This window comes from Kibdelosporangium philippinense (genome assembly GCF_021390435.2).
In the GTDB taxonomy this organism is placed as follows: Bacteria; Actinomycetota; Actinomycetes; order Mycobacteriales; family Pseudonocardiaceae; genus Kibdelosporangium; species Kibdelosporangium philippinense.
Window position 1 is genome coordinate 1,744,932 of record NZ_JAJVCN010000002.1, and the last position, 15,899, is coordinate 1,760,830.

14 protein-coding genes and 1 pseudogene are annotated in these 15,899 nt (G+C 63.9%); 12 read left to right on the plus strand and 3 right to left on the minus strand.

Annotation, left to right across the window (positions count from 1 at the left end; all coding sequences use genetic code 11):
• Positions 1–90: 90 nt before the first annotated feature.
• The 4 genes from LWC34_RS26795 to LWC34_RS26800 all read left to right on the plus strand — a co-directional run bounded on the left by LWC34_RS26795 (position 91) and on the right by LWC34_RS26800 (position 2,277).
• Complete coding sequence (locus tag LWC34_RS26795) at positions 91–387, plus strand: hypothetical protein (RefSeq protein ID WP_233727885.1); 297 nt, start codon at positions 91–93, stop codon at positions 385–387.
• Between the two features lie 116 nt (positions 388–503).
• Positions 504–734 carry a transposase gene (locus tag LWC34_RS58890; protein WP_372496585.1) on the plus strand — a complete coding sequence of 77 codons (231 nt, stop codon included), beginning with the start codon at positions 504–506 and terminating at the stop codon, positions 732–734.
• A complete protein-coding gene (locus tag LWC34_RS57110; protein WP_284051651.1) occupies positions 677–802 on the plus strand; it encodes a hypothetical protein in 126 nt (41 codons plus the stop codon). The genes LWC34_RS58890 and LWC34_RS57110 overlap by 58 nt, the downstream gene beginning before the upstream one ends.
• A gap of 722 nt (positions 803–1,524) precedes the next feature.
• Positions 1,525–2,277, plus strand: coding sequence for a reverse transcriptase domain-containing protein (locus LWC34_RS26800; RefSeq protein ID WP_233728894.1), 753 nt, complete (start codon positions 1,525–1,527; stop codon positions 2,275–2,277).
• 195 nt (positions 2,278–2,472) lie between these two features.
• On the opposite strand, the pseudogene LWC34_RS26805 reads toward LWC34_RS26800, so the two are convergent.
• Both LWC34_RS26805 and LWC34_RS26810 read right to left on the minus strand, forming a co-directional pair.
• Positions 2,473–3,669 (minus strand): annotated as a pseudogene (locus tag LWC34_RS26805) (recombinase family protein); the annotation flags it as partial.
• Between the two features lie 51 nt (positions 3,670–3,720).
• Positions 3,721–4,068 carry a ribbon-helix-helix protein, CopG family gene (locus tag LWC34_RS26810; protein ID WP_233726038.1) on the minus strand — a complete coding sequence of 116 codons (348 nt, stop codon included), beginning with the start codon at positions 4,066–4,068 and terminating at the stop codon, positions 3,721–3,723.
• 21 nt (positions 4,069–4,089) lie between these two features.
• Here LWC34_RS26810 and LWC34_RS26815 point away from each other — a divergent pair, with 21 nt between their 5' ends.
• The 3 genes from LWC34_RS26815 (at position 4,090) to LWC34_RS26825 (ending at position 6,726) form a co-directional block, all read left to right on the plus strand.
• Positions 4,090–4,542, plus strand: a complete 453-nt coding sequence (locus tag LWC34_RS26815) for a reverse transcriptase domain-containing protein (RefSeq protein ID WP_233727886.1) — start codon at positions 4,090–4,092, stop codon at positions 4,540–4,542.
• Between the two features lie 117 nt (positions 4,543–4,659).
• Positions 4,660–5,976, plus strand: coding sequence for an ISL3 family transposase (locus LWC34_RS26820; RefSeq protein ID WP_233725224.1), 1,317 nt, complete (start codon positions 4,660–4,662; stop codon positions 5,974–5,976).
• A 348-nt stretch (positions 5,977–6,324) separates the two neighbouring features.
• Positions 6,325–6,726, plus strand: a complete 402-nt coding sequence (locus tag LWC34_RS26825; protein ID WP_233727887.1) for a hypothetical protein — start codon at positions 6,325–6,327, stop codon at positions 6,724–6,726.
• 842 nt (positions 6,727–7,568) lie between these two features.
• Here LWC34_RS26825 and LWC34_RS26830 read toward each other — a convergent pair.
• Entirely contained in the window at positions 7,569–8,489 is a 921-nt protein-coding gene (locus tag LWC34_RS26830; RefSeq protein ID WP_233727888.1) for an SEC-C metal-binding domain-containing protein, read from the minus strand.
• A 135-nt stretch (positions 8,490–8,624) separates the two neighbouring features.
• Here LWC34_RS26830 and LWC34_RS26835 point away from each other — a divergent pair, with 135 nt between their 5' ends.
• The 5 genes from LWC34_RS26835 to LWC34_RS26855 all read left to right on the plus strand — a co-directional run bounded on the left by LWC34_RS26835 (position 8,625) and on the right by LWC34_RS26855 (position 15,823).
• The gene (locus LWC34_RS26835; RefSeq protein ID WP_233728895.1) at positions 8,625–9,866 is read left to right on the plus strand and encodes an IS701 family transposase; all 1,242 of its coding nucleotides are present in this window, start codon (positions 8,625–8,627) and stop codon (positions 9,864–9,866) included.
• A gap of 718 nt (positions 9,867–10,584) precedes the next feature.
• Positions 10,585–11,865: a M16 family metallopeptidase gene (locus LWC34_RS26840; RefSeq protein WP_233727889.1), complete on the plus strand. Its 1,281-nt coding sequence runs from the start codon at positions 10,585–10,587 to the stop codon at positions 11,863–11,865.
• A complete protein-coding gene (locus LWC34_RS26845) occupies positions 11,862–13,220 on the plus strand; it encodes a M16 family metallopeptidase (protein WP_233727890.1) in 1,359 nt (452 codons plus the stop codon). Before LWC34_RS26840 ends, LWC34_RS26845 begins: the two co-directional genes overlap by 4 nt.
• Before the next feature lie 422 nt (positions 13,221–13,642).
• Positions 13,643–14,146, plus strand: a complete 504-nt coding sequence (locus LWC34_RS26850; protein ID WP_233727891.1) for an RICIN domain-containing protein — start codon at positions 13,643–13,645, stop codon at positions 14,144–14,146.
• A 288-nt stretch (positions 14,147–14,434) separates the two neighbouring features.
• The gene (locus LWC34_RS26855) at positions 14,435–15,823 is read left to right on the plus strand and encodes an IS1380 family transposase (protein WP_233722400.1); all 1,389 of its coding nucleotides are present in this window, start codon (positions 14,435–14,437) and stop codon (positions 15,821–15,823) included.
• Positions 15,824–15,899: the final 76 nt, after the last annotated feature.

The following is a 15,899-nucleotide window of genomic DNA, read 5'->3' on the forward strand; positions in this document are numbered from 1 at the left end:
AAGCCGATGACATCCAGTGACATCGAGCGACGCCAGTGATGCGCAGGAGGCCCGGTTCAAATCACGGCCCACACACTCACCGGGCACCACGTGTCGGAGACCGTGCGGCCGGGCGACACCGGTGCCGAGTTGGCCGCCACGACGGTCAAGCACTTCGTGGCCAAGGGCGAGCTGGTTCCGGAGGACTACGCGCTGACCCTGCCGCGCAGAGGCGGTGAAGCCGAGCTCGACCAGAGTGGACCCACGATGCCGACTTCTGAAGCTACGCCGCGGACATTAGGGCCGTGGGGCTCCGGTTCCTTTGGATCTACAGAGGCGGACGTGCTGGGGTTACTGGGAGCAGACCCAGAGACCTCAGTATGCGTCCGGTATCGGCCCCGTCAATGATCATGTAGAAACGGGGGTGGCGGGCGTCGTGGGCGTAGGCGTCCATCATGCTGGACCGTTCCCGGTTTGGTGGACACGAGGGGTAGGTGCCGCCCGATTGTTCGGGAGACGCATCAGTGGGTTCGACACGCCGCCGATTTACCGAGGAGTACAAGGCTCAGGCGGTAGCGTTGGTTATCGATGATCATCGGCCGATTGCCGAGGTCGCACGCAATATCGGTGTGCACGCGATAACGTTGGGGAGCTGGGTGAAGAAAGCCAGGGGGCCGATACCTCGGCGAGTACGCCATTGGAGGATTCGGAGCGCGCTGAGTTGGAGCGGCTGCGTGCGGAGAACGCCGAGCTGAAGATGCAGGTCGAGTTCGCAAAAAAAGTAGCGACCGTGCGCCACGAACACAAAGAGTGGGGAATGTAGGTATCTCTGTTTGATGTGGTGCTATGTGAGAGATGAAGGATTGGCCCTTCGGTGTCGCCCTTCGGGGGGAGATACCAAACCGCCTCATGCTGCGTTGGTTGGAGACCGTCGTGGTGAGCGATGAGGAAAAGGCGTACGAGATGCGTCAGGTAGGGGACGGGAAGGCGAGCGCAAGCGAATCACTGATGAAGTGTCGAAACTTTCAAGTGGTATCAGAACCGGGGTGTGGTCGTGACCCTGGGATGAGCCTGGCGGACACCCGGCTACTGGCCAGGCGGTACCCGGCATGAAGGTGACGCGAGCCCGTTCTGCTGCTCTCGCATGGAACGTGGGAAGGCGTACCCCGATACCGCTGTTCGCGGGGTACGGGCAGCGACAGGAAGCGCGCACAAGTGGCGGAAACCATGAGGCGCTGAGTACCGTCGCGGGGCACGCATTCGGACCGGCTCATAGTAGTGGAGAAGCTCCTGTAATGGGAGTGGAGCGAAGGTGCCGGACTGTCCAGATTAGTTCGTTCGAGCAACCGAAGACATTTCGGGAGGGATCGAGTGAGCGCGTCGAAGTCGACTGAAGAAGTCAAGCCGTTTCGTATCTCGAAGCGGGAAGTGTGGGAGGCGTACCAGAAGGTCAAGGCCAACGGTGGAGCACCGGGCGTGGATGGCTGCTCACTCGATAAGTTCGATGAGGATCTGAAGAACAATCTCTACCGGATCTGGAACCGGATGTCATCGGGAAGCTATTTTCCACCTCCGGTGCGGGCGGTGCCGATACCGAAAGATGGAGGCCGTGGGGTCAGAATTCTTGGCGTTCCCACGATTGCTGACAGAATCGCTCAAACTGTGGTGGCCCGAAGGTTGGAGGAGCGCGCGGAAGCAATCTTCCATAACGACTCGGACGGCTATCGTATTGGGCGGTCGGCGATCGATGCGGTGGCTAAGTGTCGGAAGCGGTGCTGGAAATACAACTGGGTGGTCGATCTGGATATCCAGAAGTTTTTCGACAGCGTGCCGTGGGATCTCATGGTCAAAGCGGTGGAGGCGAACACTGGCCAGCCGTGGGTCGTGTTGTATGTCAAACGGTGGCTACGTGCACCGTTGCAGCATCCAGGCGGGGCCCTGGAAAAGCGGGATCGGGGGACTCCCCAGGGCTCCGCGGTTACGCCTCCAACGCACTGGGCAATGGGGCTGATGGTCACCCTCCGTGTCGGTGTTGTCGGGGTGTTGCTCGCTGGGGGTGCGTTCCCGGATGGGTATGCGGTGCCGGATGGTGATCTTCTCGGGTCCGATGAGGACGTCCTTGACGAGCAGCCGCAGCACGCGTCTGCGTTCGTCGGTGGTGGATACTTCGGCGTTGCGGTGGAGTTGGGTGAGGAAGCCTTCGAGGTCGGCGGCGAGGGTGAGGTAGGCCTGGCGGTCGGCGAGCTGAGCATCGAGTGCGTCGATCTGGTTGCGCAGGTTGGTTTCCCGGGCGCGTAGTTCGTCGATGGTGATGAGTTGTTCGCCGAAAGCCTCGATCATGCGGGCGATCCCGTTGCTGGCCTTGGCCAGCGCGGTGTCCAGGCGTTTGCGTTGCTGCGCAACGGGATCGGCGGTGCGGGCGGAGTCGAGCCGCTTGTCGATTTCGGTGCGGATCAACTGCGGGTCGGCCAGCATCCCGGTGATGTGCTTCCAGACCACGGTGTCGAGGTAGTCGGCGCGGACCGGTTTGTTGGCGCAGACGCGTCCGCCTTGATAGCGGTAGTCGTCCGAGCCCAGGCACCGGTAGTAGTAGATCTTCTTGTTGGTGGTGCGGGTCGAGGTGCGGTAGTAGCCGTATCCGCAGCCGGCGCAGGCGGCCATGCCTTGCAGCAGCGAGGGAATCGTAGTGTTGCGGGCGGCGAATCGCTTGTTGTCGGCCAGGCGTTGGGCGACTCGACCGAAGGTGTCGTGGGTGATGATGGCCGGTACCGGGATCTCGGTCCACTCCTCGCGGGGACGGTCGACAGCCTTGGATGCCCGGGGTGTGGAGCGTCCTTGCAGCCGGGCCACCCGGTTGAGGCCGGGGGATTCGTGCACGACCCTGGTTTTGCCGAACACCGCGCGGCCGGTGTAGGCGGGGTTGCGCAGCATGCCCCAGATCACCGAGCGGTCCCACCGCTGCTTGCCGGTACGGGTCGGGACGTGTTGTTCGGACAGCCAGCGGGTCAACTCGGCGATCGAGGCACCCTCGTCGGCGTAGCGGCGAAACAACTCGGCGACCAGCACGGCCTCGTGCTCGATGATCTCGTAGGCGGCGCCGGTGTGCTCGGTTTTGCGGACATACCGGTAGCCGAACGGGGCGCCGGACAGCACGTTGACCGACCCGCTCTTGGCGCGGTGGGCCTTGCCGCGGCGGTAGCGCTCGAGGATCTGCGCCTTCTCGTATTCGGCGAACATGCCTTGAAACTGCACCAGCAGTTGGTCCTCTGGCGAGTCGCCACGCGGGCCGTTGATGAATTCCACCCTGGTGCCGGCGCGGGCGAACTCCTCGATCAGCAGGGCCTGGTAGGCGAATTTACGGGCCAGCCGGTCCGGCGAGTAGCACAGCACCACGTCGATCCCGACGCTGGCGACCATGTCGCGCAGGCGTTCCAGGGCCGGGCGGATCAGGGTGGCCCCGGAGTGTCCTTCGTCTTCGAGCACCCACTCGGCGGGGACCTCAAGCCCCAGCCCTGCGGCGTGTTCGCGCAGCGCCGCGGTCTGCGACGCGATCGTCTCGTCTTTCTTCTGCCGGGCCGAGGAGACCCGGGCGTAGATCGCCGCGCTGGTCATGCTGCGGTCCTTTCTGGCCGGTCCGTTCCATGCGGGCCCGTCGTGGTGGCACCAGGATGGCGTAGGCCACTGACACATCCGTGGCCGCGTGGCGGTCGAACACGAACTCGGTCTCGACCACCCGGGCGTTCACCGGCGAGGGCGCTTTCCGTGGCCCCGCGCCAAAAACTCGGTCAGGGCCTGGGTGACCAGGGCGGAGATCGTGCTGCCCGACTCACTGGCCCGCTGACGCACCCGAGCCACCAGCGCCGCGGGCAGCTTGACGGTGAACACCGTCGTCGCCTCCGGAATCGTCGACCGCCCAACGGAAGCGGCACGCTCGGCATACCGGCGGGCCTGGCGCACCGAGCAACCGAACCGCTCCGCCAGCACACGCGCGGCGTCGGCCACCGGCATGCCCGACTCGAGCAGTTCCACCGCTGCATTGACTCGACGGGCGTACTCCCCCGCGTCCACCCGAGCACGACCATCAGCCATGTCATAAGAGTACTACTCGACATGTCACTCTCCACTCGCGACACGCCGCGGCCGTTCCAGCCGCCGATAACTCAGCGTGACCTCGAACTCGAAGTTGCCCAGTGCGTTGGGGGCGTAGTCTCGCCAGTCCTGGCAAATCTGTTCCTCCACTACGCGTTCGATGCGTGGATGGCCCGGGAGTTTCCGGGCGTCACGTTCGAGCGATACGTGGATGACGCGGTAGTGCACTGTGGATCTGAACGCCAGGCGTACATGCTGCGGGCTGCGATCGGTCGGCGTATGGAACAAGTCGGGGTGAGGTTACACCCGGACAAAACCAAGATCGTGTACTGCAGGGACAGCAACCGGCGCGGTGATCATCCGAACATCTCGTTCACGTTCCTGGGGTACACGTTCGGGCCTCGGCAAGCGCGAGACAGGCAGGGCCGAAGCTTTACCTCGTTCCTGCCCGCGATGAGGGCTCTTCGAATTTGACCGGGGTTTGAACTGGTCGTGATGTTGCTGGGGGCAGCCAGTGGCAAGGGCCCGTGACTCTGTGAGTGATCATGTCTGTTGTCGAAGCAGAACGATCACAACAGAAGAGCCACGGGCATGGTCAACGATACGACCCGTCTGCTGGGCCTTGCCGGTCTGGCTGTCGTTCGGGTCGAGGACGCAGTACATGATGGGCCGGTCGTGCACCTGGTTACCGCGGACGAGCAGGCTTGTATCTGCCCGGGATGTGGAGTGCGGGCGAGGCGGGTCAAGGGGTGGGTGACGACCAGCCCGAGAGATCTGCCGGTGGCCGGCCGGCCTGTCGAGCTGCGGTGGTGTAAGCGTCGGTGGCACTGTGACCAGCAGGGATGCGACAGGAAGACGTTCACCGAGGCGATCGGGGAGATTCCGGCTCGAGCCCGGGTGACCACTCGGTTGCGGCAGGCGGCCGGTGCGGCGGTGGCCGATGGTGGGCGCACGATCGTGCAAGCCGCGCGTGATCACGGCCTGTCCTGGCCGGTGGTCTCGGCCGCGTTCACCGCACACGCCACGGCGGTGCTGCCGGACAAGCCGCAACCGGTGGCGGTGCTGGGGATCGACGAGATCCGCCGGGGCCGTCCACAATGGACCTGGAACGACGAACAGCAGTGCTGGGAGATCACGGTGGATCGCTGGCATGTCGGGTTCGTGGACCTGGCGGGCGGGCAGGGGCTGCTCGGGCAGGTCGAGGGCCGCACCAGTGTGGCCGTGCGGGACTGGCTCACCCAGTGGGATGAGGCCTGGCGTCAGGGCGTCCGGGTCGTGGCGATCGATATGTGCACGGTTTTCAAGGCCGCGGCCCGTGCCGCGTTACCGCAGGCCAGGCTGGTCGTGGACCACTTTCATCTCGTGCAGTTGGCCAACCAGGCCCTCACCGAGGTACGTCGCAGGGTCACCCTGCAGGTGCGGGGCAGGCGAGGACGGAAAGGCAACCGCGAATGGGAACTGCGCAACCGGCTGACCCGCTCCGCCGCCCGGATGCACGAGCAGCACCTGGACCCCATGATCGACGATCTTCGCGCGCTGCCCGCGGTAATCGGGACGCCGATCCTGGCCGCGTGGAACGCCAAGGAAGACCTGCTCGATCTGCTTGCCCTGGCCCGCACCCACCCGGACCGGGCCACGATCTGGGCCCGATTGTCCCGGTTCTACGAGCGGTGCGCCGCCTCGGGCCTACCCGAACTGGAGCGTCTGGCCGGCACGGTCTCGGCCTGGTGGCCCGAAATCCTCGCCTTCCTCGACACCGACATCACCAACGCCGGATCCGAAGGCACCAACCGTGTCATCAAAACCGTCGCCCGCGACGCCTACGGTTTCCGCAACCCCGCCAGCCAGCGACTCCGCACCCGTTGCGCCACCACCCGCAAAGCCCGAGGATGCCTCAACCCCGCATAACTTCGAAGAGCCCTGAATGCCCGTTTGACTCTGCTTCCGTCACACGGGAAGGACAATCCGGACAGCTCACCCGTGAACCGTTCCCTGCTTGGTGGACACAAGGTTAAGTGCCTCAGCGCGGGCGCCTTTGGGCGACAAGGCCGAGACCACCACGATGCTGCCTACGATCACGGCGTTCACGACCGTCCGCTGCTACCGCACCATCTACATCCAGACTGGCGAACACCTGCCAAGAATTTACGATTCAGGACACTAGTCTTGCGCCGGTTGAGTGATCATTCTATCGTCGGCAGAAACTTGGAAGCACTCGCCGAATATTGGCCGGGTAATTAATTCACGGTAGGAAGAATGAAACTGAAGACGTCGAGATGGGTCACCATCACCTGTGCAATGGCTATCGCGGGGCCGGGTTTCGCGGGGCAGCCCGCCCTGGCTTCTGACAATTTTATTGAAGTCACTTATGACGGCAATAGCGCCTATCAGGCGAAGGCCGATGACGACCCCGGGGACGGCAACATGGGGTGGGTTTGGGTCTACACCGATAATTATATATTCCCGGCTCATGTCGACTACTACCTGACGAACGACAACTCTATGCATACGCTCCAGACACCCGAAGAGGAAAAGGGTACGAATTTCAGGACGTTTAAAAATCAGACTGTTAGGGCCATTCGAGTCTGCGGTCCGGGCAGACTCCACATGGGATGCTCCAACGGCGGCGCTTTTACCTGGTTTAAGCAGTTTCAGTGATGACCTCGAGAACAAGGAGTTTATTCAAAATCCCAAGTGATCGAGAAGAAGAACAGGCCTTGGGCTGCGTCGTAGGCTTCGTGGTAGGTGGAGCAGGAGCGACGGTAGTCGGTGTGCAGGATTCGCCATGATTTGAAGTGGGAGACCACGCGCGTTCGGATGGGAGCGTGGAGCGCTGAGATGGCGGCGTTGCTTTCTTTGTGTCGTTTGCTCAGCTGTCCCTTTCGGCTTCTTTCGTGGTGTGACGAGGCTGGTGCCTTGATAGCCCTTGTCGCCGATTCCGCCGCCGGAGTTGCGTAGGATCTCCGCGATCGGTGTCTCGTCGAACGCGGTCGCATCGTGCTGCTCCCCGGAAGGGGATCAGAAATATAGACAGGGTTTCCATCCAAGAGGCTAACCAACTCTGCGTTGAAACCGGTGACGCCGCGTTTGCGGCTCCAGAGCTCGTTGTGGTCGGCGTAGGACTAGATCAACTAGGCCCCTTGAACTTCGACATTTGAATCAAGTTTTTCGGCGGCATAGCGTCGAGTGTGCCCGCTCCATATCTACAGATTCGTTGTCTGACCAGCCACTTTGGAGTGGCACGGCCGGTCATCACGGATGATCGGACTTCGGCGCAGCGGGTGGCGGCGGTCTGCCGATCATGACCGCAGGTCCTTGCGTGAGCTTGGCCAAAATCAAGCTGGTCGCGGAAGCCCAGCTCAGCCATCTACCTCGGCGGTCCGAGGCGACGCCTCACTACTAGGATAGCCGGACTTCGTGATCTTTGCCGGTGAAGGGGCACCAAGCGCCGCCCAGACCGATGGCCTGGGCGTGGGTATGCCGGATGAGTGAGGTCGTTGTCAGTCAAGGTGGGGACGGCCGCAGCACTTCTTGTACTTGATGGCCGAGCCGCACCAGCAGGGTGCGTTGCGGGCAGGGGGCCAACTGACCGTGCCGCCCTCCTCGAGGATCTCGTTCATACAGGCCAGGCGGGTGTCCTCATCGGTGGGGTCACTCTCGGTACGAGTCGTGAACTCCAGGAGTTTCGCGGTGGTCAGCGGCACCATGGTGATCCGAGCGATGCCGGCCTCGGACAGTTCCCGATTGGCGGCTTCCCGTTCGGCGATGATGGTGTCGGCCTCGGCGTGTTCGACCAACCGCGGCCAGGCTTCATGCGCGCGGGGAATCTCGTTGCGGGGCCAGAACAACACCCGCACCTCACGCGGCGCTGGCGGTGTCAGGGCGCGGGCCAGGTCCTCGGCCTGCTCGGACAGGGCCTGGACCGACTCGTCCAACTCGTCCGGGGGTATCCCCAGCGCGTGACGCACACGTCGGCGGCCAGCCACGATGTTGTTGGCATAGGACAGGAACCCGAACTCGGTGTCCCGGTCGGCCATCTCCTGCTCGGTCAGCCGAGCCACGGCCATGTTGAACCAGGTCAACGCCTGCTGATGCTGGCCACGGTCTTCCAGCAGTTCAGCGGCCAGGTGATACGGCGTTGGCGAGGACGGCCGCTGGTGCCGCAGCTCATCGAGCTGGGCCTGGGCCTGCTCGATCTGGTCGAGGTCGAACAGGACCTCGACCAACTCCACCCGGGCGTTACCGCCATCCTCACCGCCCAGGGCAATAGCCTGGGTCAACAGCGCGATGGCACGGTCGTGGTCACCGGCCTGGTGCCACGCCTCGGCCGCCTCGACCAGGATCTGCCCCCGCTCATCTGGATAGTGCTCCAGTTCGGCTTCCAGTTCTGCGGCGATGGCCGCGGCGGGTTTCGTCCTCACCTGAGGCACTGTATTCCCCGCCCCGCAAACGATCACTGCGGCATGGGACAGGGCATGCCTGCGGTTGACGATCATGTGAACGTGGTAGGACACGGTGTCGACCCGGCCGGTTGGCAGGACAGGTTCGAGGCGGTGATGGCCCGGATCGCGGGTCGGTTCGCGCGGGTGGAACCGCGCCGCCGGGCGCGCGCGTTCGTGCTCGGCCTGCTGTCGGATCTGCCGCGCAAGAACTGCTGGACCATCGCCGAACACGCCGGGGACGCGACACCGGATGGCATGCAGCACCTGCTGCGCGGCGCGGTGTGGGACGCCGACAAGGTACGCGATGACATCCGGCAGATGGCATGCGAACACCTGGGCAAGGCTGAGGCGATGCTGGTGGTCGACGAGACCGGCGACCTCAAACACGGCGATCGGACGGCGGGAACCCAACGCCAGTACACCGACACCGCGGGCCGGATCGAGAACGCGCAGGTCGGCGTGTTCCTGACCTACACCACCGCCGTCGGGCACACCGTGATTGATCGGGAGGTCTACCTGCCGCGCTCCTGGACCACCGATCCCGCACGGTGCGCGGCGGCCGGCGTCCCCGCCGACACCGCGTTCGCGACCAAACCGGCCTTGGCCACCCAGATGATCACCCGAGCCCTGGACGCGGGCGTGCCCGCCGGGTGGGTGGCCGGCGACGAGGTCTACGGCAACGACCCGGGACTGCGCACGGCACTGGAGGACCGTGGCATCGGGTACGTGCTCGCGATCGGCCGCGACCGGCGGATCGCGACCGCGACAGGCAGCTATCGCGCCGACACACTGGCCGCGATGCTGCCCAACCGGGCATGGCAACGTCTGTCGGCGGGTAACGGCTCGAAGGGGTACCGCTATTACGACTGGGGGTGGGTAGACATCCACTCCACCGCCGAGCAGTCCGGACACCGCTGGTTGCTGATCCGCCGCAACCGCCGCACCGGCGAGTTCGCCTTCTACCGTTGCTACGCGCCCCGACCGGTCGCCTTGGGTGTGCTGGTGCGGGTGGCCGGCCGGCGCTGGACCATCGAGCAGTCCTTCCAGACCGCCAAGGGCTGCACCGGGTTGGACGAACACCAGGTCCGGACCTGGACCTCCTGGTATCGGTGGACCACCCTGGTGATGCTGGCCCACCTATTCCTGGCCATCACCACGGTGTCAGCCCGAGCCCGGCCCGCACCAGTGGGTCTGGTTCCGTTGGCGCTCAACGAGATCAGGCACGTGTTCGCCGCACTGGTTATTCAGCCTGCGCGTTCTGTTGGGCACGTTCTGTGGTGGTCACAGTGGCGACGACGGCATCAGCACCGCACTCGACACGCCCACTACCAGCGGCAATCCACCTATGAGCCATGAACATCACGAAGTCCGGCTGTCCTACTAACCAAAGATGAACTGCGCGGTATTGATCAGAACGTGATGCATACCGTGATGTTCGTGACCAGGTCATCGCATGGACTGATCGCGACCGGGTCGATGACAAGTGGCCCGATCTGCACTAAACACGCAGATCGGGCCACTTTTGGGTCGCCAAGCCGATCAAGCGAAGCCGCAGTGCGGCGAAACCGCTCGCGCGAAACGCAGGATCGCGACGTTTCGGACATGGCCACGCGGGACAAACTGACGACACGGAACGCAGGTCCGGACAATCTCCACTGAATGGATCAACATGAACACCATTCACATGCCGGATCCCAACAATGCAATCGATGACGTAACGTGCACTACACTCGAATGGGTGAGTTGTGTAATCAAAGAACACTGAACTGAACCGTAGTCAAGATCCGTCAAGTACGCCTTGACCTGCACAGAGTGGCATTCAGGGCAGCGTTCAGTGCGCGATCGAACCACCTGCTCGCACATTCCACATCGGTCCGGTAGCGTCATTTCGACCGCGACCGGAATGGTCGCGGATAACTCCGCCGCCCGCTGACCGCCCGCCGAAAAAGGAGTGCAGGGCTCCCTTTCGGCGAAATGCGTTCCGCGTTGGGCGCGGGGTTGCCTGGTGTGGTGACTGCAGGCGCCACACCAGGTTCTCTTGTCATGGTGAGTCGGACGGAAGCCGGAGAGAGTCATGAGCCAACCGTGGGTCGACACTTTCTCACTCTCCAATGGCCTGCGGGTGGTACTGGCGCCGGACAACGCATTCCCACTCGCTGCGGTGAGCGTGCATTACGACGTCGGTTTCCGGTCCGAGCCGCCCGGCTGCGCGGGATTCGCGTCCCTGTTGGAACACTTGATGTTCCAGGGCAGCGAAAGCGTGGCGAACCCGGAGCACTCGTTCTATGTGCAGTCCAGTGGCGGCAGCTACGGCGGCACGACGTACCTCGATTACACGAGCTACCACAGCGTTATACCCGCGGTCGCGCTGGAACGGGCCTTGTTCCTTGAGGCCGACCGGATGCGGGCGCCGCGGCTGACCGAGGAGAACTTCCGCAGGCAGGTCGCCGCGGTCAAGCAAAGCGTCAAACGGAACGTGCTGGACCTGCCGTACGGCAGGTTCCCATGGGCCTTGCTCCCATCGCTGCTGCACCGGACGTTTCCCAACGCGTGCTACGGCTACGGCGACTTCAGCGAACTCGATGAGGCCACATTGGACGATGGCGTTGCCTTCTTCGAGTCGTACTACGCACCAGGCAACGCGGTGCTGGCGGTGGCTGGCGACTTCGCCGTCGACGAGGTCAAAGACCTGCTCGAGCAACACTTCGGCGATGTGCCCGCACGTCAGGCACCGCACCACCAGCCGTTCATCGATCCACCGCCACAGGGGGAAATACACGGCGAGCACTACGACCCCAACGCGCCGCTGCCGGCACTGGCCATCGGCTACCGGCTCCCGGATCCAGCCACCGACCTTGACAGTTACCTCGCCAACGTCATGCTGGCGATCCTGTTGTCCGACGGGGACAAAGCGCGACTGCGACGCGTCGTGCACGAAGTGGCCTCGGTCGTGGACCTAACGGCGAGCTGCGGGATCAGGGCACCCTTCGACGCACGTCACCCGGAGGTGTTCACGATCTCCTGTACCCATGTCTTCGCCCCGGACCGCGAGCGGTTGCTCGGTCTGATCGACGCCGAACTCGCGCTGCTGTCGAAGTTCCCACCAGACCAGGCGGAAATGTCCGAAGTGGTCGGTCGATGGCTGGCCGACCATTACAGCCAGCGCGATATCCTGGCCAACCGGGCCCGCGCGTATGGCAAGTTCGAACTGCTCTTCGACGACGCCGCGATCCTCGACCGACTGGTGGACGGGATGCGCCGAGTCACCGGCGAGCACGTGTCCGCGGCCGCCGAAGCTCTTAGCCCCGACGACCGTGCCGTTCTGACCCTGCGGACCGCGGGAGACACGCTATGACACCGTCAACGGCCAACTGCCGCACCGCCAACGAAATCCGCAGGACCGAACAAGGACCACGTCCCATCCCGCCGACCGGAGTGGCCGGACCTATCGCCGAACTGCCCAATGTGGACGTATCACTCGCGAACGGCCTTCGCGTGATCGCGGTTCGCCAACCCGCCACCCCCATGGTCGAAATACGACTGTGGATCCCGTTCGCCGGCTGGGAACCAGCGCACCCGGCCCGTGCCGAACTGCTGGCCGCCTCCATCACAACCGGCTGTGAGAACAACGGATCACTGGCACCCGTCGGCGGATCACTCGTGGCAGAGGTAACCCCGGAACGACTGCTGATCAGCGGCCAGGTACTCACGTCCGGCCTCAGCCTCCTGCTGGAAACGGTCGCACACACGCTCACTTCGCCCGAATACGTCGGCGATTGCGTACTGGACGAGCGCCGCAGGCTGACCACCCAACTCCAGATGCTGGAAAGAGACGCGGCCGTGATCGCCCGCCGTGCGCTACAAAGGCAGAGGTTCGGCAAACACCCGGCTGCCGCGGAAATGTCCACAGCGGACGCGATCGCTGAGATCAATCCGAAGGAGCTACGTGACCTGCACAAAACCGCAGTCGTACCGCGCGGGGCCACCCTGGTACTCGTCGGCGACATCGACGTGGACGACGCGGTAAGCCAAGCAGACAGAGCATTGCGCGACTGGACCTCGTCGACCGCGGCCCAGCAACTCACGTCGTTGCCCGTGATCACCGGCGGCCCACTCTTGTTCATGTCCAATGAGGAAGCACAAGACTCCCAAATCCGCCTGTCCGCGCAAGCGGTAGGACGGACACACCCGAAATACCCAGCGGTCGTACTGGCCAACCTGACCCTCGGCGGCTACTTCGCGTCCAGGCTGGCCGCAAATCTCCACGGTGCAGACAAACTGCACACCTACCACGCCCACTCGTACATCGAGCTGCACGCCGGCACAGGCAGCGTGGTGGTCGAGATCGATGCGACCACCGAGGCCACCGCGGAAGTCCTGAACGAAACACGCTACGAGCTGGCGAGGCTGCTCTACCAGCCACCCGGCGATGCCGAAGTGGCGGCCGCGCGGGAATACGCACTTGGCGCCATGCACTTCGCGTCGGCGACACAAGCAGGCCTTGCCGCACAGCTGGTGGCACTTGCCGGAACCGGGCTGGGCATGCCTTGGCTGCTGGGCATGCACTCCAGGCTGGTGAACACGTCGCCGACCGAGATCACGCAGGCCGCACAGGAGTTCCTCACCCCCGTGAACTGGACCGGGACCGTGGTCGCCAACCCCAGCCAGCTCGCCGTACTCGCGAAGTTCTGCGCGGTAACCGGCCCATGAGAGCCCAGTCCAAGGCGCGGCCACGTATCTGATCATTGTCCAGGTCACGTTGATCCCCGCACTGTCCAGCACATTCACATGCGAAGTACATCTGACATGGCGACCTGTCGCCGCATGATGTTCCTTCTTGTGAACGAAATCAACAGTTCGATAACGGTACAAAGTAGACTGACATCAGCGGTGAGCGCCGTTCAGCCATTGTGTAGCAATGGATTGCATTTGTCTATACCAAGAGGCTTATTCAGGATGATTGTACTGCTGCGCATCGCCGCAGCTCAGGTGCGGTGTCGCAGGATCCACCTCGAGTCCGTGAATAAGCCTCCAAGTAGACAGAGGAACAATATACTGCCCCTTTCTACATTCACCGGCCAGACAGCGGGGTATGCCGTTATCCTTTGCGCATCCTGAGGAAAGGGTCCTGAATGAACAAGTTTGTGAGCCGGTTCCTGGTAGGCGCAACGGCCGTTCTGGCAACGGTTCTCGGTGTCACAGCACCCGCGTCCGCCGCGGGCTTCCACGAGATCCGGCTGCAGCAGAGCAATGAGTGCCTTGACGTCTACATGGCTCGAACGTTCAACGACGCCAGCGTGATCACGTATGGATGTCACGGCGGCGACAACCAGAAGTGGGAGATCACCTCAGTCGGCGGGGGATACAACCAGATCAAGGTGAAGCACAGCGGCAAATGCCTTGACGTCGGCTGGCTGGAAGGGTCAGGGAACGCCTACGTCCGGGTCAAGAACTGCGACAGCGGCTCCGAGACCCAGAAGTGGCGGCTGCAGGGCTACACCGGGTTCGGCAGCTATTTCTCGCTCGCCAACCTGGGCCTGCACGGCTCCTGCGCCGACAAGTCCAGTAACGACACCTTCCTGATCATGTGGGACCGCTGCCACGGCGGCAGCAACCAGAAGTGGCGGGAGAACTAGCAAGCGCTCGTCTCAGTCGCGCCGAGCGCCCGGCGCGACCTGTGCGGCAACCAACCCGAGCCAGCAAGAAACGTCCCCCTGACTTGGCTCATGGATCGGCGTCCGGCAGGGTCGCGGGTTGTTGACCTGCGGGTTTGGTGTGTTGGTCGGCGAAATTGGGGCACTAAGCCTGAATCCACTGATGAGTGGGTGTTCGGGGCGGCGTGTTACAAGTGAAAGTGCCTTCTGACCTGTGATAATACGAGTTACTGAGGCTCGATTATCACCCGGGGATGGAAGGCACTTTCAGTGAAATTATCGCACAGGTGGTCGCGGGCGGCGGTGCGGTTCGATGAGGAGAATCTCGTGTCCTGCGCCGGGATCGTGCCGGTGATGGCGCTGGCCGAGCGGGCGGGCATGTCGGAACTGGTAGCGCAGAAGGTAGAGATCACGAACGCTCCGATCCCGTCGACTGGGGCCAGCCCGGCAGGCAAGGTCGCCTCGATCGTCGCGGGGATGCTCGCGGGCGCGGACTGTATCGATGACCTGGACGTGATCCGCCACGGCGGGATGAAACGTCTGTTCACCGGGGTGTACGCGCCCTCGACGCTGGGATCGTTTCTGCGCTCGTTCACCCACGGCCATGCGCTGCAACTGGCCGCGGTGCTGCGCGCGATGCTGGTGTCGCTGGCGGCGAAGACCCCGGTGCTGGCCGGGGCGGATCAGATGACCTTTGTGGACATCGACTCGCTGCTGCGCCGCGTGTACGGCACCCAGAAACGAGGTGCGCGGTTCGGGCCGGCCAAAGTCGGTGGCTACCAATTGTTGCTGCGAGGGCTCTCGCCGCTGGTGGTCACGATCTCCACCCGGCTGGCCGCACCCCTCGTCGCCGCGATCCGTCTGCGGGCAGGCAACGCCGGTTCCGCGCGGGGCGCGGCGAGGTTACTGACCCAAGCCCTGAACACTGCGAAAGCCGCCGGGGCACGCGCGGGACGGATCCTGGTCCGCGGCGATTCCGCCTACTACGCCGGCACAGTGGTCAGTGCCGCACGCCGCGCCGGGGCGATGTTCTCGATCACCGTGGCGACCAACCCGTCAATCCAGGCCGCCATCACGGCGATCGCCGAGGACGCGTGGGTCGCGGTGCGCTACCCGGGTTCGGTGGAAGATCCCGATACCGGCGAGCTGATCTCTGACGCCGAGGTCGCCGAGACCGGCTATACCGCCTTCGCCGGAACCCGCCACGTCATCACCGCCCGGCTGGTGGTACGCCGGGTGAAGGACAAGAACTCCGAGAACGCCCTGTTCCCGATCTGGCGTTACCACGCGTTCTTCACCAACACCGAACTATCCACAGTAGACGCTGATCTCGCCCACCGGCAGCACGCGATCGTCGAAACGACCTTCGCCGACCTCATCGACGGCCCGCTGGCGCATCTGCCATCGGGGCAGTTCGACGCCAACGCCGCGTGGGTCGTCTGCACCGCCCTCGCCCACAACCTGCTGCGCGCCGCAGGCAGCCTCACCAGCACCTTCCACGCCAAAGCCCGCGGCGCGACACTGCGCAAACACCTCGTCTGCGTCCCAGCCCGCCTTGCCCGCCCTCAAGGCCGCCCGGTCCTGCACCTACCCGAGCACTGGCCCTGGGCCGAGGCTTTCACCACCCTGCACACCGCCGCCAGCCCACCCGCCGCCTGACCTTTTCTTCACCACCCGCCCGCCAGGGCCCGACCGGAGACCTCCCGTGGACACGCTGGACAAGCCAGCCGTTTCA